This window comes from Mesorhizobium sp. AA22, assembly GCF_001672375.2.
GTDB lineage: Bacteria > Pseudomonadota > Alphaproteobacteria > Rhizobiales > Rhizobiaceae > Mesorhizobium > Mesorhizobium wenxiniae.
On the sequence record NZ_CP048406.1, the window covers coordinates 5,756,308 to 5,778,327 of the forward strand.

Genomic DNA, 22,020 nt, shown 5'->3' on the forward strand with positions numbered 1-22,020 from the left:
ACCCTCAACCCTCAGTTTGTGATGCCGAGCGAAGACTTGTACAGGTTCTTCTGCTCGTCCCGGCCGAAACGCTCTGTGATCTCTTCCCAGCCGGTCTCGACGTTCGCCACCGCCTCGTCAGCCGTGATCTCGCCGGCAAGGAAGCGAGCGAGCTCGCGGTCAAGCACGACACCCTGATACTCGGCGGTCCCCGGGATCTTGAGGTCCGAGGCCATGTTCGGGTTGTTCAGGCTGTCCTTGATGGCGCCAAGATAGTTCTTGGCTGACTCCTCCGTGAACCCGGCCTTGATCCACGGCTCGAGATTGTCTAGCTGCGAGTTGCGGTAGGGGTTGTAACCAGTCCAGCCGATCGTCACGTCGACATTCGATTGGGCCGCCTGGTTCATGTAGGACAGGAAGTCATAGCCGGCCTGTTTCACCTTGTCGTCAGCCTTGGCGTTGATCCCGCCGGTCCAGCCACCGAACGCCGCGAACGGCGAGTAGTTGATGCCGTCGATCGCATGCGGGCAACGGGTGGCATCGCAGTCGACGAGCTTGCCGGTGGCCTTGTCGAGCACCTTCTTGGTGCCCATCATGACGGTGGCGCCCATCTTGTTCTTGATGGCCTCGCCGCCTGGGTCGAGAGACAGGGGGCCGATGTCGCCCCAGTCGATGGCCAATGCACAGCGACCAGTCGTGACGAGTGCCCGGGTGTCACCGATGTCGTGGTTGAGCTCATCGGGTGGTCCGTATTCGCCGTTCTTCTTGTAGATCTTGAAGGCCTCAGCCCAGGCTTCGTTATTGACCAAGGGCTTCATGGTCGCGGGATCGAAGAACATGCCCTCAGAGGTGCCCTGAGTCTGAACGTAGGCGGCAGCGATCGACATGATGGCGAAGTATGACTGCGCGTTCCGCTTCTTGAACATGCAAGAGCCGAAATCCGGCGTGCCGTCGCCGTTCAGGTCCTTGCCGTCGGTCGCAGCAGCAACCGCATGATACTCGTCCCACGTGCGCGGCGGCTTCAAGCCCATCTGGTCCAGAATGTCCTTGCGGTAATAGACCATCTGGAAGTCGCCATCGACGGTGATCAGGTAGGTCTTGCCGCCGACCTTCTGGTTATATTCGCGGAAGAACGGAGCAATGTCGTTGATTTCGATCTTGGTGTCCTTCGCGACATAGTCGGTCAGGTCCTGGAGTAGACCGGCGTCGACATATTCGGGCGCCCAGCTCGAAGCAAAGACGCCGACATCGATGGAGTTGGTGCCGGTCGCCCAGTCGGTGAGAAGTTTCTGGAACAGCTCCGCGAACGGGACCTCGGCGACCTCGATCTTCGCCCCGGTCATCTCGGTGAATTCCTTGCCGCGCTCGACAAGACGCTGGGCAATAACCGGTCCGGGTCGGGTCATGATCCTGACCGTGACGCCGTCATACATTTTCTGCGCTGCCGCAGGCCCGCTCGCCGCGACGCCGGCCATGGCCATTGCGCCAAGAAGGAGTGGGCTCAAAACTTTTCCGACGTAGTACATTGGTTTCCTCCCTTTGTTGGTTCGCTCACCCTGGTGTCATTGATTCCAATGTCTTTTCAAGGACATAGATGTCATTGGGCCCGGAGACGGTAGGCTAGCCGTGTCTTTCGCCTGGCGGTACCCCTCCTGACAGTTGTGGTCTTCGAGCCGTAAGCCTGTCCTTCCGCCGATCCTCCATCAAGGCCAGGTTGGCTCGACTCCTTAAGCCGCATATTCGGTTACGCTCGTGACAGGAGGAGCCGAAGTCGAGACGCCAGGCGCTCCGCGGGATCGGCCGCTTGAAGAAGTCGTGCTCCTTCAGTCTCACCATCAGCATGTCATCGACCTTGCCCTTGGAGGCGACTTCGCCGTCCTTGTCATAGGGCCTGCCCAGAGATTGTAGAACAACTCCGCAGGTCGCGTGAGCAAATTTGTGAATATCTGTTGGGCTACGCAGGCTACGTCGCTGCGACTCTCCATGAATCGATGGAAACGAGCGTGCGCAAGGGCTTGGCCTTCCGCAATGGCTGGGGAGGCGACCGCACGCTTGCGGCCCATCCGGAGATGCGCGGCCGCGGGTTCGGCCGTCTGCTTTTGAATAGATGCCTCAAGGCGCCCAGCCGTCGTGGCGCTCGTGAGCATCCATACGGCCGCCGTTATGAAGGTCGCGTGCCACCAGTATGAGAGAAGCGGCTTTGTCCGCTGCCCCAGATAGGACCTGCTCGCATCTGATATCTTCACCTGGGAAAGGGCGTCGGGTGACAAGCAGGTCATCGCCTATCGGCTGGATCTAACCGCGCCCTCGTTCGGCGACATCTGAAGGGCTCTGAGAGCCTCCCAATTGCACTCCATAGTGCGCCAGAGTACCCCGCAAACTCAAACTCTATTTGCTTCCCGAGCGACCGCATCCAAATTGAACGAAGAGAGCACCCTGACCTTGATCGACTATAGCGAAGAGCAGAGGGCCTACCGAATCTTTCAACCTACGATATGGCCGCCGAGTCGCCTCACTCCCACTCAATGATCAAGTAGGTCTATAACTGCTTGTTTTAATTGAGAAAATATTATCATCCTTCCAAGGAATACCGTCAAGAATACCGTCAGATTGTTAGGCTGTTGAAAAGACTAAAACAATGTGGTCGCCGTCGCGGTATGCACACTTTTGACTGCATTATTTACGACTGCCATTCGGCGAGGTCAAAGCCGGAGTTCACAGACCATAGGGCAAGGACGGTCTTGCTCATGCTCGACAGCCCTAGGTCGAGTAGACGGGAATGGGCTGGCAGGAGATGGGTGTCGTGTCGAATCCTGTCGATCCTCGATCGACCAAAGCTTCGCATTCTCATCTGCTGTGACATTGTGTGGGCACACCTTTTTGAGGTCGTTCATTGGCAGGTCTTTGATGCTTGAAATTCTTCGGTGCTAGCAACATCACGTAATACGCTGGCAGGTTGACGACAAATCTCCTGTTCGATGGAGCTTGTCGTGCATTTTTTGGATGAATCACCGTGCTAGCGTGGACACATAGGCCCAATGATCCTCTGTCCTTCAACGTTTCCGCTTCGGAAGACGACCCAAGAAAGGCTTTCTCGGCAGTACTTTCGCGTACTGAAGTACGGAAAAATTAGAATGCCTCTCCATCTGGTCGGGGAAACGATCGAGAAGACACGCAGAGACGGGCAAACTGGTGAAGCTGATGCGCGGCATCTACGTCGATGCCGATGATGACATCGACATGGTGCTCCTCCGACACGCTGTTCGCATGTCCCAATATCTATACCCGCGTGCTATCTCTCTGCAGCCATTTCCGTGCTGCTCGGCCCAACGCGCGACGGTCGCCTCTTCCTAAGCGGTCGACGTAAGCAGCCGACCCGGCTCCGTTTCACTCAAGATCATTCAGAACGAAGGCCCGCCAACCCCTCTGTCGCACAAGCAGTGATCAACGACATTGTGAACGAGTTCCGGATGGCAGTCTCTTCCTTGCACCAGCGATTCCCCGAGGCCTTTCGGCTACGCACAGAGCATGCAGCGTCAATGGACGACGCCATGCGGGAGGCGATCGCGAATAGGCTCATAGAGGAATACAGCAGCGCGAAGGGAGCGGCAGACGCGGTGTGGACGCTTGCGCGCGAAAACCAATGTATCGCGAAGGCCAACAGGCCGAAGGCTATGTGCTCCGTCGCCGCGGTCGTCCCGGTGCGCAACGAAGCTGCGATGGATCTGATCGTGGCCTGGCCATTGCCGGCAACTATATGCATATCACCGTCGCCGAGGTCCGTTGGGTTCGCCAGCGCGGACGCGTTCGTTGGCGGGATGCGCCGAAGGGGCCTATCGGCGCGAGCAGGTCGTCACAATTCAGACGCTTGTCATTGATCGTCTGCCGGCGTCGGTTCGCTCCGCGATGTTTCCTGCGGATGGCTATTGCGAAATCCGGCCGACCGGGCGCGAGTCGCCGCGTGAGCTTGGATTTCCCCGCAATGTTGGGATTCGTAAACTTGAAGATCGCCTCCTCGACCTTGCACACGCGCAACGACTGCGTTTGGTCGCGCAGCGGATCGATCCCGCGCTGACCCGCTGTTTGCCGGACGCAACTCGGTTCGCGCGCGATCGTCTGCATCAGAGTGTGGTTCTTCATTGGCTTGTCGAGATAGATCGTCGAGCAGGTTGGCACGTCGAAGACAGTGATCCACATGGCGCAGACGAAGACCAGTCTCGACTTCCCCACCTCCTGGAGCATGGCTTCAAGCGGAACCGACGAATTCACCGCCCGGACAGGAGGCCATCAACGGGATGATGCTGGACATGATCGCCGCGATTGCCCGCAAGGACTATGACGACAGGCGGCGGCGGCAGGCCCAGGGTATCCAGAAGGCCAAGCAGGAAGGGCGCTACCGGGAGCGGCCTGAGGACCAGGAGCGCAATGCGGCATAGTGAAGATGCTCAAGGCGGGCCAGTCCTGGAACAACATCGTGGCCGCAACCGGGGCCTCCAGGAGCACCTTGGCTAGGCTGGCGAAGCGGAGCCATTTAGCGCTCCCCTCGCCACGTCATACATAAGCAGGTGGTCCGTACCGTCTGCCCTACGCACTCCAACCGCTGGACAAGGATAGCCCCGCCAGCGCGTGCTCATGTCGGTCTGAGGTACCGCCACCGGGCAGCCTCTCGGCGTCTGGCGGTCGTCTCGCCCGGGCCTGTGTCGTGAAACCGAAGGGGCACGGGGGGATGGGTCGTAAGAAAATTTGGCCCGGATATTCCGACCCCTCCTTTTGACCCCGTTGAACCCGCTCACCCGAATTGTCTATCCGAGCTAGCCCAAGCGGCCGATTTGGGGGCGATCTTTATCGGCTACTAATGACCTGTCGCTTGACGCTGGGGTCAATCGGGTGGGCACTCGTCATTGGGTGGGCACGCGCGTCAGGCCGGAGTGTAGGCTGGGGTACGGAAGTCGCAATCTTTGAAGGCCCGTCCCCGGCCGCACTCTTGAGACAACCCGCCCGGGTGGCCTTGGGGGCGGCACTAGCCGGTGTAAGACTGACAGGGTGCCCAAGGCTCCGCTGTCTGGGTCCTGTCATCGCTCAGTCACTATTTAGTTGTGCTGCCACTGCACCCTGCGAAGGCAGCTCAAAGCAGCGGGGACTAACCCCAAGCCCCCCACCCGGTCCCCGCTGCTCATTTACCGTCGCAATGACGTCAAGGCCCGCGTGACCACCTACAACATCGCAGCACACGCCAGTACCCGGCATGATCGTCAAGGCTTTCCGGTGCCGTTGCGGCTCAACGCGCTGCGTTCACGGCGGAATTCGCGAAGGGAGAAATTCGCGGTGGGCGCACTGGACGGGCGCGCCATCTTGTCTATCTAATCGCCGACGCAAACCTCACCACGGAACAATCCACCTCGATCACGAAATCCCAAACACCGTCCTCAAAACGAGCATTCCTCTCGACCTGCTGATCGGAACCTACCGAACAAGCAAATTGCGAGCACCTTGCTTTGGGATTGCCAGGCGCTTCGGCAGGCATTTGCAGACCATCGATTGCGATAAGCGCTCCTTTTGGCGATGCCACTTAGGTTATGATGAATTGCAAAGAGCTCAAGACTGTGTGGCTGGCCATCGATTCCGGCCGACTGCTCGGCCATTAATTTCACATAATTTCACATTCCAAACAGAGACGAAAGTTGGCCCAGAGCTTACGGCCGAAACGCTCGCTTACGCAGTTGGATGCACCGTAACGGGGGCGAGGCTTCCGCGCCTATTCCAAATCCTTTGCTCTTCGGCCGTCCCCTCGTCCGTCTTGACTAGTACGAGCCCACAGCCTATTTCAGCGCCACGTTAGCACTCTCCACTGGCGAGTGCTAACCACGCTCCGGCAACGGAGAACCTTTCAACCTCCGCACCAGGGATATCCAAAATGGCAAAGTCGAATTTCCGGCCGCTGCATGACCGCGTGGTCGTTCGTCGGGTCGAATCCGAATCCAAGACCTCAGGCGGCATCATCATCCCCGATACGGCTAAGGAAAAGCCGCAGGAAGGCGACATCATCGCCGTTGGTTCCGGCGCCCGTGACGAAGCCGGCAAGCTCGTCCCGCTGGACGTCAAGGCCGGCGATCGCATCCTGTTCGGCAAGTGGTCGGGCACCGAAGTCAAGCTCAATGGCGAAGACCTTCTGATCATGAAGGAATCCGACATCATGGGCATCATCGGCTGAATCTCGGCCTCACCATCACTTAAACCCCAGGGCTCAATTCAAGCCCCTGCCAGGAGCTAAAAATGGCTGCCAAAGACGTAAAATTTTCCCGCGATGCCCGTGAGCGCATGCTGCGCGGCGTCAACATCCTCGCCGACGCTGTGAAGGTCACGCTCGGCCCCAAGGGCCGCAACGTCGTCCTCGACAAGTCGTTCGGCGCACCGCGCATCACCAAGGACGGCGTCACCGTCGCCAAGGAAATCGAACTTGAGGACAAGTTCGAGAACATGGGCGCGCAGATGGTCCGCGAAGTTGCTTCGAAGACCAACGACATCGCCGGCGACGGCACCACGACCGCGACCGTTCTGGCGCAGTCGATCGTCCAGGAAGGCCACAAGGCGGTTGCCGCCGGCATGAACCCGATGGACCTGAAGCGCGGCATCGACCTTGCGGTTGGCGACGTCGTCGCGACGCTGATCAAGAACGCCAAGAAGATCAAGACCTCGGAAGAGGTTGCCCAGGTCGGCACCATCGCCGGCAATGGCGACGCTTCGGTCGGCTCGATGATCGCCGAAGCGATGCAGAAGGTCGGCAATGAGGGCGTCATCACGGTCGAGGAAGCCAAGACCGCCGAGACCGAACTCGAAGTCGTCGAAGGCATGCAGTTCGACCGCGGCTATCTCTCGCCCTACTTCGTCACCAACGCCGACAAGATGGTTGCGGATCTGGAAGACGCCTACATCCTTCTCCACGAGAAGAAGCTCTCCAACCTGCAGGCCATGCTGCCGATCCTCGAGGCTGTCGTGCAGACCTCGAAGCCACTGGTCATCATCTCGGAAGACGTCGAAGGCGAGGCCCTGGCCACGCTGGTCGTCAACAAGCTGCGTGGCGGCCTGAAGATCGCCGCCGTCAAGGCGCCGGGCTTCGGTGATCGCCGCAAGGCCATGCTGGAAGACATCGCCATCCTCACCGGTGGCCAGGTCATTTCCGAAGATCTCGGCATCAAGCTCGAGAATGTTGGCCTCAACATGCTCGGCCGCGCGAAGAAGGTGTCGATCTCCAAGGAGAACACCACCATCGTCGACGGCGCCGGCAAGAAGGCCGAGATCCAGGGCCGCATCGCCCAGATCAAGCAGCAGATCGAGGAGACCACCTCGGACTACGACAAGGAGAAGCTGCAGGAACGTCTCGCCAAGCTGGCGGGCGGCGTTGCCGTCATCCGCGTCGGCGGTGCGACCGAGATCGAAGTCAAGGAAAAGAAGGACCGCGTCGATGACGCCCTCAACGCGACCCGTGCGGCCGTCGAAGAAGGCATCGTTCCCGGCGGCGGCGTCGCACTGCTGCGCGCTTCGCTGGCCATCACTGTCAGCGGCGCCAACTCCGACCAGACCGCTGGCATCAGCATCGTGCGTCGCGCGCTGCAGGCTCCGGCCCGCCAGATCGCGGCCAACGCCGGTGCGGAAGCATCGATCGTTGCCGGCAAGATCCTCGAGAACACGGGCCCGACCTTCGGCTTCAATGCCCAGACCGGCGAATATGGCGACATGATCGCCATGGGTATCGTCGATCCGGTCAAGGTCGTGCGCACAGCTCTCCAGGACGCGGCCTCGGTCGCCGGCCTGCTGGTCACCACCGAAGCCATGATCGCGGAGGCTCCGAAGAAGGAGTCGGCTGGCGGCGGCATGCCTGCCGGCATGCCCGGCGGCGGCATGGGTGGCATGGGCGGTATGGGCGGTATGGGCGGTATGGATTTCTAAGGTCCACGCACTTCAATAATCTCGATGGGCGGCAGCGATGCCGCCCTTTTCTCTGACTCGGAGCCAAGCCGGAAGCCACATCCACAAGGCTACATACGGCGGCACGTTCACGGCGGACACCAATGACTGACTTCATTCTGTTCGCCATTGTCGGCTTCCTCGCCCAGGCGGTTGACGGCGCGTTAGGCATGGCCTATGGCGCGATCTCCTCCACCGTGCTGCTCTCCTTCGGTGTTCCGCCGGCGCAGGCTTCCGCCGCGGTACACGCGGCGGAAGTGTTCACCACGGCCGCTTCCGGCACGGCGCACCACTACCACCGCAATATCGACTGGAAGCTGTTCTGGCGGCTTGCTCCTTTCGGCATTCTCGGCGGCTGCCTCGGCGCCTTCGTGCTGACCTCGTTCGACGGCGACATGGTGAAGCCCTACGTCACGACCTATCTCGCTGTGATCGGGCTCTGGCTGTTCCTCCGGTCGTTCCGCAAGATCCCCAGCAATCCGGTTCCTACCCGTCTTGTGGCGCCGCTGGGTACTGTAGGCGGCTTCCTCGACGCTGCAGGTGGCGGCGGATGGGGCCCGATGGTCGTGACCGGATTGCTCGGCGCCGGCGCGCCGCCCCGCTACGTGATCGGCACTGTCAATGCGGCCGAGTTCCTGATCACGCTAGCGGTGTCCGTCACCTTCATCGTCGCGCTCGTCAGTGGGCACTGGCAGGAAGCGGGGGCGCTGTCGACACATGCAAGCTCGGTGCTGGGGCTGATCGTGGGCGGCATAGTCGCCGCTCCGCTTGCCGGATGGGTGCTCAAGGCGATTGCCGAGCGGACGCTTTTGCGGCTCGTCGGCTGCCTGATCATGCTGCTCGCTTTGTTCCAGACCGCCCAACAACTGGGATTCGTCTGACCTGAGCAAGCGGACTACCCTTCTAAGCCTTCGCTTTGCTTCCGGACATCATGATCGGCGTAACCGAAGTGAATCGCGGACTGGAGGCGACTTGCCACCCTGGAAAACCTAACCTGCGCCACAAACAGCGTATGGCACGCCAGTGATCAACGTGTTTCCCATTTCCGCCTCGCCCGGCCCATCGGTCCTTTTACGCTCTGCTCGATGCAGTGACTGCTCTGCTCGATGCAGTGACTGATGACGGCGGCGATCAACATTGCTTCGCGTGCTCTTTTAGTGCCAATTTAAGCGCTTGGCTCAAAGGCACCGCCTTGGAGAATAGGAAGCCCTGAGCGGTTCTGCAGCCAAGCTTGTGCAGAATTTGCCGGTCTGCCTCTGTTTCGACGCCCTCGGCCATGACATCGATCCCGAGCGCCCGACCAAGATCGATCACCGTTTTGACAAGCAGCCGGTCCTCCCGAGACTTGGCCAAGCCGCGGATGAAGCCTTGGTCTATTTTCACCTTGCGTATCCGACTGTCCTTGAGCGACGCCAACGTGGAAAAGCCGGTGCCGAAGTCATCGAGCGCGATGGAAATTCCGGCATGTGAAAGCCGTCCGAGCTTTTCATCCAGTCTTTCCGGGTCCACTGGAGATTCTTCGGTAATCTCGATTTCGAACATCGTTGCCGGAAGGTCTTTTGCCGCCAGACCATTCAGAACCATGTCGTCGATATCGCCGGCTTCCAATTCGCGCGGTGACAATACCTCTTCGGTGCGACATTTAGGGCCTGCCGCGGGAAGCTGCCGCCTCTGCGTGCAGGGGCAGCGATTACTCCGGCGAATGAGGCCCTCTTTCATCGCGCACGGTCCAAAGCTGCTGGTACGGTTTCATCGCCTAAGCATGGCCGAAATGCCATGCCGCATAAAGGGGGCATGTTGGGCGAACCGAAGCCCCACATGTCGTGCAAGCCGTGCCGCCGGGTGCTCGCTTGAGTAGAGTCCGACAAGAATGTTCGTGCCGTGGAAGAGCGGCGCCGCTGACAGGCGCAGCCACCTTTCGTATCCGTGCAGCATGTCGGGATCGGCAATCTCGCGACCGTCGCGACATGCTGTTAGGATTCCATAGGCGAGTTGCTTCTGGCCGCTGATACCGATGTTGAAACCATGCGCAGTCACCGGGTGCATGCCGATGGCAGCGTCGCCGATGAGTGCGGCGCTGGGAGCTCGGAATTTGTGCGCCCAAGTCGTGACCAGCGGATAGGTATGGCGCTTGCTTGCCAAGGTCATTTTTCCAAGGCGCCCCCGACACCGGTTCGTCAATTCCCTCAGAAACAAATGGTCGCTGAAGGCCAGCAGTCTATCGGCCTCGTTTGAGCGCAGGGTGAGCAGCAGCGACGACACTCCCTCCGCCAGGGGCAACATCGCTATCGTCTGATGGTGATCGAACCATTCGATTGCCACCTGGTGGTGGGGGCGCTCATGCCGCACCCGGCATATTAGCATCGAGTAGCCAAGCCGATTGATATCGGCGCCTATGCCGAGCAGATCACGAGTGGCCGACAGACGTGAATCGGCGGCAACCACAAGGCTAGCGTTCAACTGCACGCCATTCGACAGCGTTACGAGTGCTCCTGTGCGGCTGGTTGTTGCATCTACGACCGAGTGGCCGCACAGCAGCCGCGCGTGATTCTGCACGTGGATTGTCTTGAACAGCGCGTCGCGGATCCGGCAATTTGGGACCAAAACTCCGAGGGGTTCTCCAGACCCGCTGGGAGGATCGAAACGCAGAGCGAAAGGGCTCGAACCGTTGAGCACGCGCGCGCCGTGAAGCTGTGATTTGTCCGAAGCGGGGATGGCATCCCAGGCGCCGATCTCGCGAAGGATTCTGATCGAGGCGTGGGTCAGCGCGATTTCCCGGCCGTCAAAAGGCGGATTGGCGAGAGTATCAATTGAGTTCTGTTCGACAACTGCGACCTTGAGTTGGCTTTGAGCGAGTGATGCGGCGAAGCAAAGTCCGACCGGCCCCGCTCCAACGACAATGATGTCGAAGCTGTCATCGGAGTCGGCCATCAGCGTGGCGCCATCGCGTAGGCTCTCCAGTGCCCAAGCACGAGCTGCGAAATCAAAAAACGCCTCTGATGCTAGTTAAGCACGACGCGCACAAGCTATGGCCGCCTAAATAAGTGGCAAGCCGCCTCATCAGCGGCAGATGCTCACAAAGCCGTTGCTTGACGGCTGTAGCTGGCAAGTAAGCGGTCGATCGGGCCGTTGCTGCGGCGCGATCTCGCGATCCTGGGAACTGCTGCTGCTGCTGCTGATATTGCTGCCGCCGCAGCCTGTTCTCCAGCATCAGTAATTCGTTCTGCTCGACCATCCCATTGCGATTGGCGGGGTTGAGGACTGGTGCCGAGGCGACTGGATCCGGCAACGTCGCCGTTCCCAGCATTCCCGACATGAAGATCGTCAATAGGCGAAATCGCGACATCCGTTCACTCCTGCAAACAAAACTTTGGCATACTCCGCTCACCTGGGCAGATAGCCAGCCAACCCACGGGTTTCTGACCTCGGCCATTCAGCTTTCCAGCAGCCACACTTGCATCGAGCCTTTTGCCCGATTGTTCCAGAGATAGTATGGCAGGGCGGTTAGCCGGCAGTCCGAAGCGATGGGGGGCGTATTTCTGTATAGGCTGTCTCCCCAGCCTTGGTCTTCGACGCGCTGCGCGGAGGCAGTCAGCGTGACCACGCCATCGAAAAGATCGCCCCGTTCCATCGTTTCGATCTTGGACTCTCGCGGCAGTGTGAGCTGCTGCACGGGCGCCCCGGGATTGTCGACCTCTTCAACGCAATAAACCAATGGTCCGCGCTTAAGCGCCACCCGGCCGATATCCTGCTTGACCGAGGGATGAGCATAGATGCGCTCGGGAGAAATCGGTAGTTCGAGGGCGATGGTGTCTCCGGCATTCCATAGCCGCGAGATCGCAAGATAGCCATTTCTGGTGCATGCCGTTACGTCGACTGCACATCCCCCGACCGAAGCTTCGGCTTCATGAGCCCAACCGGGAATGCGGAGGTTGATCGTGAACTCGGCCGGCGCGTCAGGGCTGACCTCGATCCTGATCGAGCCGAAAAATGGATAGGCGCTGGTTTCCCGCAGGAACACATTGCCCGTAGCGAGTTGGATGTTCGTCGAAACGCCGCCGTAGAGATGGAAGGCGATTGCGTTTTCACTGGCCGAGACGAAATAGCCTCCGATCGAAGCAATCAGACGAGACGAATTCATCGTGCAGCATGGGCATGAGTGCCAGGCCCATCTGCTGCGTCGCCCATCGCTCTCGAGCGGATTGGAGTAGAAATAGCGCTCGCCATCGCGCGAAAGGCCGGTCAGCGCGCCGTTGAACAACGCCTGTTCCAGAACGTCGGCGTATCGGCCGTCGAGTTCGAGATGCAGCATGCGATGTGCCCAGAAGATCAGGCCTACCGAGGCGCAGGTCTCCGCATACGCCGTATCGTTCGGCAGGTCGTGATCCTCAGTAAAGCCTTCATTAGCGGCAGCCGGACCCAAGCCGGACGTGATGTAGATTTTCGAGGAGATGACGTCGGCCCAGAGCACCTCGCATGCTTTCTTGAGGCTGTCGTCATTCAGTTCCGCAGCGAGGTGGGCCATGGCAGAAAGCATGTACATCGCTCGGACCGCATGTCCGACCACCTTAGTTTGCTCGCGCACCGGCCTGTGCGACTGGTTGTACTCATATCTTTTCTCCCTGAAATCCCTGGGGTTCTCCCCGCGCGCGACCGCTTCCTGATCGAAGTAGTGCGGCTGACGCCCGCGCTCATTCATGAAATAGGCCGCGAGGTCGAGATGCATTCTGTCTCCAGTCAAGCGATAGAGCTTAACGAGGGCCAGCTCGATTTCCTGATGGCCGCAATAGCCGCGCTTCTGGCCGGGGTTCGGGCCGAATGTCTTGCGCACATGGTCAACATACCGCTCAAGGATGTCCAGGAGCCGGCGCCGGCCCGTCGCGAGGAAGTAGGCGATACCGCCCTCGAGCAGATGTCCAAGATTGTAGAGTTCGTGATTGTCGCGCAGGTTGGTCCAGCGCTTGTCGGGCTCGCGCTGCAGGTACCAGCAGTTCAGATAACCGTCGGGAGCCTGCGCCCTTTCGAGATCATCGACAATGTTTTCGATCCATGCCTCGATGTCGGGATCACGCCTGTGTGACAGCGCGTAGGATGCTGCTTCTATCCACTTGCCAGCGTCGGAATCCCAGAACACCTGCCCGGAATCGTGCTCGTTGCCTGGGACGCTCAGTGGCAACGACTGGTTCGGCAGTGTGAGGGACAGCAATACACCTTGCTTGCCAAGCTGGACGTGCTGGCTGGGGATGGTCCGTGTCAGCACCGTCTCCAGCCGCTCGCGCCAGAATTGCCCCTCCAGCGCGACATCAACGAACCGAACTGGCTTGAACTCGCTCATTCGAACGCATCGGCTCCTGCAATGACGTGGGCCGGCCTGCTCACGGCTTCGAGAATGCCGGCGCCCCCGGCGAACACGGCCAGCACCTGATGCCGCTCAGCTTCCGTCCGGCTAGACATGCGTTCTCCCCTTGAAAAGACTCGTCCATTGAAATCAGGGCGATGAGGAGACAGCACTGATCTGGGTCAGCCAGACACGACAAATCCGCGCCGCCGGTCTATCCGCTCCGTTGCACTTGGAACACGTACATCGCCAGCGCTCGTGCGGCCGTGGGAGGTACTTCGTGGCATCAGCCGCTCGCTTGGAGGAATGGGCGGCGCAGGCCTTCGAGTGACGGAATCAGCGTTCCGGCCTCTCGTCCCGGTCAATGAGGATACGCTCGGCGGCTCCGTCGAGATCCTCGTATTGACCACTCCTCAAGGCCCACAGGAAGCCAGACAGTCCAAGCCCGCCCAACAACAGAGCCACCGGTATGAGATAGACCAGGATTGTCATGAGGGTTGCGTCAATGTGCCGGTGTGGGAGCGGCTATCAGGCGGAGCAGTTCTCCTTGGCACGTCTGGCACAAAACCTTGCAGCCTCGACGCATTGCCAATGACAAGCAGTGATGAGGCCGACATCGCGATTGCCGCAATCAATGGTGTTACCTGCCCCAAAATGGCGATCGGGACGGCAATGGCGTTGTAGACAATCGCGATGGCGATGTTTTGCCGGATCAGTTGTCCGGCCTTTCGCGAAACGTCGAGGGCAAGGGAGACGGCCGAAAGGCTTTCGTGCAGGAAAACGAAATCCGCAGCTTTGCGGCCAACATCGGCCGCCGTGGCTGGAGCGATCGAGACATATGCCGCGCCCAGCGCAGGGGTGTCGTTGAGGCCGTCGCCAACCATGAGCACCTTGTGGCCGTCCTTCGCCAGGTTTTCAATATACTTGACCTTGCCGGAAGGAAGCAGCGCCGGAACAAAGTGATGTATCCCCAACGTCGTCGCGACCTCGCCGCATGCAGCCCCGGTATCGCCCGACAGCATTTTCACGGAAACTCGGGCGTTGTTCAATTGCTCGATGGCCGCCCTGGCGTCCGGACGCAGCGCGTCCTTGAAGACAAAGGACGCCACGATGATCCCGTCTTTGGTCAGAACCGTTCCGCCGTATCTGCTTTCGCCACCGGTTCGGGCCTTCCATCCAGCCCAACCACGCCGCCCCAGTCGCCAGGTGCTTCCCCTCGTGGTGGCTTCGATGCCGAATCCGGGGTGTTCGCTGACAGCTTCGAGCTTTGGCTGACCGGCGAAACCGGCAAAGGTGGCAATGGCATTTGAATGCGGGTGACGGGAGTGCGCGGCCATCTCGGCAGCGATTGCCAGCATGGCCGGATCGATGGAAGACGCGTTGACGAGCCGGGGCTCACCGAGCGTAAGCGTGCCGGTCTTGTCGAACACCGCCGTGTCGATCGCCGCCAAGCGCTCCATGGCCGAACCGTCCTTGACCATCACGCCATTTTCGAACAGGCGCCGCGCGGCGACCACCTGCACGATCGGCACGGCGAGGCCGAGCGCACAGGGACACGTGATGATAAGGACGGCGATGGCGATCGTCATTGCCCGGTGCCAGTCGCCGATGGCCACCATCCAGCCGAGGAACGTCACGAAGGCGGTCAGATGGACCACCGGAGCATAGAGCGCCGAAACGCGGTCGGCGATCCGGCGATAATGCGCGCGCCCCCCCTCAGCGGCTTCCATCAGGCGCACCATCTCGGCCAGGAAGGAGTCTTTTGCGGCGGCTGTTGCTTCGATGGTCAGCGGGCCCGTGAGATTGAGTGTGCCGGCCTGCACGGTTTCCCCTGACGACACGGTTCTGGGTGTGCTTTCACCGGAAACCAGTGAACAGTCGAGATCCGAAGAGCCTCGAATGACCTTGCCGTCGACGGGAATCCGTTCGCCGGCAGCGATCAGCAACTGCATGCCTGGTTCGATCTCGTCAACCGGCCGGTAGTCGCGCGTGCCATCGTCGCGCAATACTGTGGCGCCGCGCGCCGCCAGCCGTGACAGGCCGTTCACCGCGGTCCGGGCACGCTCGCGCATCACGTGATCAAGCGTGCGGCCGATCAGCAGGAAGAACAGTAGCGATACCGATGCATCGAAGTAAGCGTGGTCGCCATGGTTGATGGTTTCGTAAAGGCTCATCGCGTAGGCGAGCGAGACACCAACCGCAATCGGCACATCCATGTTCATGCGGCCGTGACGCAATGCGTTCCATGCCGAGCGGAAGTAGATGCCACCAGCGAAGGCGAGCGCGGGGATGGCGATCAGTGCCGAGACCCAGTGGAACAGGTCACGGGTCGCACCTTCAGCGCCGGACCAGACCGACATTGAAAGCAGCATGATGTTGCCCGCTGCAAAGCCGGCAACCCCCACGGCCCGGATCAGCTCCGATAGCGTCTTGTCCTTCTCCCCTGTCTCGGGCGCGAACAAATGCGCTTCGTATCCCAGCCGTCCAAGCGCGGCGACAAACGGTGGAACCTCATTTCCGCGCCACCGGATCGCAACCCGTTTCGTCGACAGGTTGACACGTACACCCTCGACGCGATCGAGTTTTCCAAGCGCCCTCTCGATACTCTGGATGCAGGCTGCGCAATGCACCGTCGGGACCGAGAGATCGGTTTGGTGCAGATCGCCGCCAAGCGAGCGGCTCGCCAGCCTGACCTCTTGGCTTGATGGCAGGACGGATATGCTGCTTTCCAGATCCAGCGCCGTTTCGGCGCCCGGTGCACAACAGCTCATTGTAACGCTCCATGGGAAATTCTAATTCGACGGACGTCGCGATAGGGTTCTGCCAGACCAGCATCGGCGTCGACTTGGACGATCCAGACGCCGTCCCTTGGCGTATGCTGGGCGGCAAATTCCTGGCTCGTGGCGAGCGCAAGCATGACGGCTTTGTCCTCGGCCTCGTAGGCGGGATGACGGAACAGGAGCCTGACGCCGTGCAACTGGACCGCTTTGCCGGCGGCATCGCTGAGGCCGTAGCGGACCTCGCCCCGTGCGATGGTCAGTTTGCCGGTCCAGCCGAGTGCGGCCTGCGCGCGCCCTTCCTCGGCCATCCGGTTGAACTGCTGGCTCGCGACATAGGTGTTTTCGACGACGAGGCCGGTCCAGCTTGTGCTGGCGAGTGTTGCCATGGTCAGGTTCACACCAACGATCACGCCGAAAAAGCTAAGGATGATACGCAACATATGCCTGCCGGTGAATTCGGGGGGCCTTCGTGCATTGACGCTCATCTAACGATCTCCGGTGCGTTGAACGTGGCCGTGTATTCGTCCGACTCGAAGCTCGCCTTGTCCTCGACCCGAAACTTGAACGTCTGCGCTTGGGCATTGATCTGTTCCGCCGGCTGGCGGACGAAAACCTTCAGCATTTTCAGCCGGTCCGGTTCGACCGGAACGGAGAGGGAGCGATCCGCAGGCATGTCGATCCCGACGACGCTCATCTCGGCATCGGCCAGGCCCTGCATGGTGACGACGATCGTTCTTGGCTCTGGGATCATGTTGAGCAGCTTGACGGTGTAACCATTGCGGATCGAACCATCGGACAGCGTGACGAACTGCGGATTGCGGTCGTGCAGAACGTTGACCTCGAGCCGATCGCGCGTCAGCAGCGAGTAGAGTAAGGCGAGACCGACCGCCGACCACGCACTCATGTAGACGAAGGTGCGCGGTCGAAAGATCTTGCGGACATGGAAATGGGCTAACCTGTCGGAGAAAGCGCCGCCGTCGGTCCGGACGAGCGACGGGTTCACCGAGCAGGAGCCGCCTGCAGTCGCTACCGCCATGTTGGCGTTGTAATCGGACAGCGTCGCATAGGAGATCAGCCCGCGCTCCTTGCCGAGCTTGTCCATGACGCTATCGCAGGCATCGATGCACAGCGCGCAAGTGATGCATTCGAGCTGCTGGCCATCGCGAATGTCGATCCCCATCGGGCAGACGGCGACACAGGCATTGCAATCGACGCAGTCTCCGACCGGCTGCCCCGCGGCCTGGACCTTTTTGGCGTGCCGCGAGCGAGGTTCGCCGCGCCAGTCATTGTAGGTCACGGTGAGCGAATTTTCATCGAGCATGGCCGCCTGAATGCGCGGCCACGGGCACATATAGGTGCAGACCTGCTCGCGCATCAGCCCGCCGAATGTGTAGGTGGTTGCCGTCAGCACGCCGATGGTGATGTAGGCGACCGGCGCCGCGGTGCCAACGAAGACCTCGCCAATCAGCATTGGCGCATCGGCGAAATAGAAGATCCAGGCGCCGCCGGTCGCTGACCCTATGGCCAGCCAGATCGCGTGTTTCGATCCACGCAGCACAAGCTTGCGCGCGGTCCACGGTCCGGCGTCAAGTTTCATGCGGGCATTGCGATCTCCCTCGATCGCACGCTCCACAACCAGAAACAGATCGACCCATACGGTCTGCGGACAGGTATAGCCGCACCAGGCTCTGCCGACTGTGGATGTGATTAGGAAAAGGCCGATGCCGGCCATCACGAGAAGGCCGGCCACATAGAAGAATTCCTGCGGCCAAATCTCGATGAAGAAGAAATAGAAGCGGCGGTTGGCAAGATCGATCAGCACGGCCTGGTCCGGTGCAAACGGACCTCGGTCCCAGCGCAGCCAGGGCGTCAGATAGTAGATCGCTAGCGTGATCGCCATCACCAGCCATTTGAAGCGACGGAAATTACCCGAGATTCGCTTGGGGAAAACCTTCTTGCGTGGGGCATAAAGCGGCTCACGGGTGTTGGGGGAGTCAATCGCTTCTGCTTGGGGCGGTTCTGTCTGCGTTTTATCACGCACGTGGCATCTCCAGTCCCGCTGCCGATGTCAGGGCCGCCCATCGAACAGCCTCGCCGTGGGCGGTCCGCCCGTGTTGATGCAGGTCACAGCCGGAATTGTGTCGAGGCCCGGCTCGCGCCGGGCCTCGTCGCTTGGCAGGGGGAGGGCCGAGAATAGGCTTCCGTTCCTATTCTCCGCCGCCAAGCGAATGGACATAGACCGCAAGTTCCTTGACTGTGACCTCGCCGAGACGCCCACCCCAGGCAGGCATTACGCCTTGCTTTGGCGCGCGAACCTGCGCGGCGATAGCCGTCTCGCCCGCCCCGTAGAGCCAGATCGCGTCGGTCAGGTCGGGTGCGCCAAGCTCCGTGTTTCCCTTTGCATTATCACCATGACAGGCGGCACAATTTTCGGCGAAAACATTGGCGCCGGGTATGACCATTGCTTGATCGCCGACAGCGCCGGAGAGACTCGAGACATAAGCGCTGACCTGTCTAATCTGCTCGGGCGCAATGATGTCACCAAAGGCCGGCATTTCCGACAGGCGCGTGTCGGGGTCGGAGGCAACGCGGATGCCGTGCGTGATTGTCTGCTGGATTTGCTCGGCCTTGCCGCCCCACAACCAATCGTCATCATTCAGGTTGGGAAAGCCCTTCGAACCCTGGGCGCCGGAGCCATGGCACTGAACGCAATTGACCTTGTAGGCGGCGCCACCGGCCGCGATAGCAAATCCGCGCAAAACATCGTCGGCGGCAATCTCGGCGACAGTCTTCGCCTGAAGGGCGGCAACATACTTGCCCTTAGCGACCTCGGCCGCTGCCAGCTCATTCTTGACATCGTTGCGGCTGGAATAGACGAGCACGCCTCGGGTGGCGGAGCTTAATATAGGCCATGCGGGATAAGCGATGGTGTAGCCGATCGCCCAGACAATGGTGACGTAGAAGGTGATCACCCACCAGCGCGGGAGCGGATTGTTGAGCTCCTTGATCCCGTCCCATTCATGGCCGGTGGTCGAGACATCGGAGACTTCGTCAATGTGCTCACCGCTCATGATCAGTCGTCCTTGAGAGGGATTTGAGCAGCTTTGTCGGCTCGCGTCCTGCTGCCGGGACGGAGCGCAAAGGTGATGCATCCGACGAAGAACAGCGCCATAGCGAGCAGGCCCCAAGTGTCGGCAAACGCCCGCATGAAGTTGTAGGTCATCACCATTCTCCTCAGCGGTAACCGGCGGCTTCGTCGTAGTTTTTGAAATCGACCAGAGTGCCAAGCATCTGGAGGTAAGCGACCAGCGCGTCCATCTCGCTGACCTGTTGCGGATTGCCATCGAAGTCACCGAGCTTGGCCTTTGGATACCGCGCTTCAAGACCGGATGTGTCGATGTTGGGATCTGCCTGCGCCATGAGATCGGCATTCGCGCTCGCGATCATGTCGTCGGAGTAGGGCACGCCCACACGCCTGTTCGCGATCAGGTGCGTCGAGAAGTCCTTCACCTCAATCGGCATTTCTTTCAGGAACGCGTAGCTCGGCATTATCGATTCCGGCACCACGGAGCGCGGATCCACAAGGTGCTGAACGTGCCATCCATTCGAATAACGGTCGCCCACTCGCGCGAGATCCGGTCCTGTGCGTTTCGATCCCCACTGGAACGGGTGGTCGTACATCGACTCGGCCGCCAGGCTGTAGTGCCCATAGCGCTCGACCTCATCGCGGAACGGCCTGATCATCTGGCTATGGCAGAGGTAGCAGCCCTCGCGCACATAGATGTTGCGGCCGGCGAGTTCGAGCGGCGAATAGGGCCGCATGCCTTCGACCTTCTCGATCGTATTGTCGAGATAGAAGAGCGGCGCGATCTCGACGATGCCGCCGATCGTCACCACCAGAAGGGAGCCGACGAGAAGAAGCGTGGCGTTCTTCTCGATGACGGCGTGTTTGTCCATCAAGCCCATTTTCTGGCTCCTGATCGCGCTGGTCGGACGGCGGCGATGGGACGCGGCATCGGTTTCTCCTCGCGCTGGTAGCCGAGGATTGTCATGGTGACATTCCATGCCATGATCAGGGCGCCGGACAGGTACATCGCGCCGCCGATGGCGCGCATGATGTAGTAGAGATGCATGGCGGCGACAGTTTCGGCGAACGAGAAGACCAGAAAGCCGTGGTCGTCGTATTCGCGCCACATCAGGCCCTGCATAACGCCGGAGACCCACATCACCGCGGCGTAGACGACAATCCCCAGCGTTGCCAGCCAGAAGTGCCAGTTGACGAGCCGCAGCGAATAGAGCCGCTCGCGGTTCCACAACTTCGGCACCATGAAATAGATCGCGCCAAACGAAATCATGCCGACCCAACCGAGCGCGCCGGAATGCACGTGGCCGATGGTCCAGTCGGTGTAGTGCGACAGCGAATTGACAGCCCTGATTGACATCATCGGGCCTTCGAAGGTCGACATGCCATAGAAGGCTATGGCCATGACCATCATGCGGATGATCGGGTCCGTCCGCAGCTTGTCCCAGGCGCCGGACAGCGTCATCAGGCCGTTGATCATGCCGCCCCAGGAGGGCATCCAAAGCATGATCGAGAACGCCATGCCGAGCGTCTGGGCCCAGTCCGGCAGGGCGGTGTAGTGGAGGTGGTGCGGGCCGGCCCAGATGTAGAGAAAGATCAAAGCCCAGAAGTGGATGATCGACAGCCGGTAGGAATAGACTGGCCGGTTCGCCTGCTTCGGCACGAAATAGTACATCATGCCAAGGAAGCCGGCGGTGAGAAAGAAGCCCACGGCATTGTGGCCGTACCACCACTGCGTCAAGGCGTCCTGGACGCCAGAGAAGGCTGAATAGCTTTTTGAACCCACGAACGAGACTGGCATCGACAGGTTGTTGATCACATGCAGCATCGCGATGGTCACGATGAAGGACAGGTAGAACCAGTTGGCGACGTAGATGTGCGGTTCCCTGCGCTTCAGGATGGTGCCGAGGAACAGGACGAGGTAGGCGACCCAGACGATGGTCAGCCAAAGATCCACATACCATTCGGGCTCGGCGTATTCGCGGCTTTCGGTGATGCCGAGCAGGTAGCCCGTCGCAGCCATGACGATGAACAGCTGATAGCCCCAGAACACGAACCAGGCGAGATTGCCGCCGAACAGCCGGGCGCGGCAGGTGCGCTGTACGACATAAAGGGACGTGCAAAGCAGCGCATTGCCGCCGAAGGCAAAAACCACGCCGGATGTATGCCACGGCCGCAAGCGGCCAAAGTTGAACCAGGGCTCGACGCTGAGATCGGGATAGGCAAGCTGCAGCGCGATGACCACACCAACCAGCATGCCTACGACGCCCCAAAACACCGTCGCGAGGGCCCCGTAACGGATTGGACTGTCCATAAAAGCGGCGGGGTCTATCGGAACTGCAGGCTTGAACTCCGTATTGCGCAACAGGATCGCGGTGAAACCAGCTACGGTGAAGAACAACACCCACATATGCTGGCGGAAAGGTTCATCTACGCCGAACCCGGCAGCCACCAGGGCCGCAAAAGCAAACAGGCTTAGAAGCACGATCTCTGTGCCGAATTTCATCGCAAATCCCGATCTCGAACCCGGCGGACGCCAAATCCGCTGTGCATCAATTGCGCAGCCGCCGCCTGCTCGCCCTGATCCATGTCAGGGGCCGCACGATTTTTCGGCAGCTAGGTTGACCTTCACGGCGGCCGGTGCGCTACGCACGCCTGCCCGACCAGATCGAGCTGACGATCGTCGCAACCAAGAAGGACAAGCCAACCCACTGGGCGCCAGGAAGATTAGGGAGCTCCTGATTCGGAGGCTCGCCGGCGATGTCCGCATACCCTCGAAGAGCACGGCGCATGCCTGCTCGATCGTCACGGCCTGTAAAGCGCGCCCGTCAGCGGCAGCGCTTCGGCACGCAACTATCACCAACGCGTTATGGTGC

Annotated in this window: 18 protein-coding genes and 1 pseudogene; 4 read left to right on the forward strand and 15 right to left on the reverse strand. The window is 60.3% G+C overall.

Translation table 11 applies throughout. The features are described from left to right. Positions 1–11: 11 nt before the first annotated feature. Together A9K68_RS27445 and A9K68_RS27455 are read right to left on the reverse strand one after the other, a co-directional pair. Positions 12–1,484 (reverse strand): extracellular solute-binding protein, encoded by a 1,473-nt coding sequence (locus A9K68_RS27445; RefSeq protein ID WP_246811250.1) that lies wholly within the window; start codon positions 1,482–1,484, stop codon positions 12–14. Between the two features lie 2,248 nt (positions 1,485–3,732). Next, a complete protein-coding gene (locus tag A9K68_RS27455; protein ID WP_065007010.1) occupies positions 3,733–4,221 on the reverse strand; it encodes a hypothetical protein in 489 nt (162 codons plus the stop codon). On the opposite strand from A9K68_RS27455, the pseudogene A9K68_RS27460 reads away from it, so the two are divergent. The 4 genes and pseudogenes from A9K68_RS27460 to A9K68_RS27475 all read left to right on the forward strand — a co-directional run. Continuing rightward, positions 4,193–4,540, forward strand: a pseudogene (locus A9K68_RS27460) (resolvase); the annotation flags it as partial. The gene A9K68_RS27455 and the pseudogene A9K68_RS27460 overlap by 29 nt on opposite strands. Before the next feature lie 1,353 nt (positions 4,541–5,893). Further along, entirely contained in the window at positions 5,894–6,190 is a 297-nt protein-coding gene (gene groES / locus A9K68_RS27465; RefSeq protein ID WP_008871949.1) for a co-chaperone GroES, read from the forward strand. Positions 6,191–6,252: 62 nt separating this feature from the next. Then, positions 6,253–7,926: a chaperonin GroEL gene (gene groL, locus A9K68_RS27470; protein WP_095780304.1), complete on the forward strand. Its 1,674-nt coding sequence runs from the start codon at positions 6,253–6,255 to the stop codon at positions 7,924–7,926. Positions 7,927–8,048: 122 nt separating this feature from the next. Next, entirely contained in the window at positions 8,049–8,825 is a 777-nt protein-coding gene (locus A9K68_RS27475) for a sulfite exporter TauE/SafE family protein (RefSeq protein WP_065010507.1), read from the forward strand. Between the two features lie 250 nt (positions 8,826–9,075). Here the strand turns inward: A9K68_RS27475 and A9K68_RS27480 are convergent, their stop codons facing one another. The 13 genes from A9K68_RS27480 to ccoN all read right to left on the reverse strand — a co-directional run bounded on the left by A9K68_RS27480 (position 9,076) and on the right by ccoN (position 21,650). Beyond that, complete coding sequence (locus A9K68_RS27480; protein WP_245430148.1) at positions 9,076–9,663, reverse strand: EAL domain-containing protein; 588 nt, start codon at positions 9,661–9,663, stop codon at positions 9,076–9,078. Positions 9,664–9,693: 30 nt separating this feature from the next. Further along, positions 9,694–10,875, reverse strand: coding sequence for a 5-demethoxyubiquinol-8 5-hydroxylase UbiM (gene ubiM / locus A9K68_RS27485; RefSeq protein ID WP_065010505.1), 1,182 nt, complete (start codon positions 10,873–10,875; stop codon positions 9,694–9,696). 52 nt (positions 10,876–10,927) lie between these two features. Continuing rightward, a complete protein-coding gene (locus tag A9K68_RS31955; protein WP_245430147.1) occupies positions 10,928–11,377 on the reverse strand; it encodes a hypothetical protein in 450 nt (149 codons plus the stop codon). After that, entirely contained in the window at positions 11,378–13,279 is a 1,902-nt protein-coding gene (locus A9K68_RS27495; RefSeq protein ID WP_065010504.1) for a beta-L-arabinofuranosidase domain-containing protein, read from the reverse strand. Beyond that, on the reverse strand, positions 13,276–13,398 hold the full coding sequence (locus A9K68_RS32350; RefSeq protein WP_280952211.1) for a hypothetical protein: 123 nt from the start codon (positions 13,396–13,398) through the stop codon (positions 13,276–13,278). The genes A9K68_RS27495 and A9K68_RS32350 overlap by 4 nt, the downstream gene beginning before the upstream one ends. 220 nt (positions 13,399–13,618) lie before the next feature. Further along, positions 13,619–13,774: a cbb3-type cytochrome oxidase assembly protein CcoS gene (gene ccoS / locus A9K68_RS27500; RefSeq protein WP_008871940.1), complete on the reverse strand. Its 156-nt coding sequence runs from the start codon at positions 13,772–13,774 to the stop codon at positions 13,619–13,621. Then, a complete protein-coding gene (locus A9K68_RS27505; RefSeq protein WP_065010503.1) occupies positions 13,771–16,053 on the reverse strand; it encodes a cation-translocating P-type ATPase in 2,283 nt (760 codons plus the stop codon). Before A9K68_RS27505 ends, ccoS begins: the two co-directional genes overlap by 4 nt. Next, positions 16,050–16,547 (reverse strand): FixH family protein, encoded by a 498-nt coding sequence (locus A9K68_RS27510; RefSeq protein WP_065010502.1) that lies wholly within the window; start codon positions 16,545–16,547, stop codon positions 16,050–16,052. Before A9K68_RS27510 ends, A9K68_RS27505 begins: the two co-directional genes overlap by 4 nt. Beyond that, complete coding sequence (gene ccoG, locus A9K68_RS27515; RefSeq protein WP_065010501.1) at positions 16,544–18,103, reverse strand: cytochrome c oxidase accessory protein CcoG; 1,560 nt, start codon at positions 18,101–18,103, stop codon at positions 16,544–16,546. The genes A9K68_RS27510 and ccoG overlap by 4 nt, the downstream gene beginning before the upstream one ends. A gap of 166 nt (positions 18,104–18,269) precedes the next feature. Next, on the reverse strand, positions 18,270–19,133 hold the full coding sequence (ccoP, locus tag A9K68_RS27520; protein WP_065010500.1) for a cytochrome-c oxidase, cbb3-type subunit III: 864 nt from the start codon (positions 19,131–19,133) through the stop codon (positions 18,270–18,272). A 2-nt stretch (positions 19,134–19,135) separates the two neighbouring features. Beyond that, complete coding sequence (locus tag A9K68_RS27525) at positions 19,136–19,285, reverse strand: cbb3-type cytochrome c oxidase subunit 3 (RefSeq protein WP_065010515.1); 150 nt, start codon at positions 19,283–19,285, stop codon at positions 19,136–19,138. Between the two features lie 11 nt (positions 19,286–19,296). After that, positions 19,297–20,028, reverse strand: coding sequence for a cytochrome-c oxidase, cbb3-type subunit II (gene ccoO / locus A9K68_RS27530; protein ID WP_065010499.1), 732 nt, complete (start codon positions 20,026–20,028; stop codon positions 19,297–19,299). Beyond that, positions 20,019–21,650 carry a cytochrome-c oxidase, cbb3-type subunit I gene (ccoN, locus tag A9K68_RS27535; RefSeq protein ID WP_065010498.1) on the reverse strand — a complete coding sequence of 544 codons (1,632 nt, stop codon included), beginning with the start codon at positions 21,648–21,650 and terminating at the stop codon, positions 20,019–20,021. Before ccoN ends, ccoO begins: the two co-directional genes overlap by 10 nt. Positions 21,651–22,020: the final 370 nt, after the last annotated feature.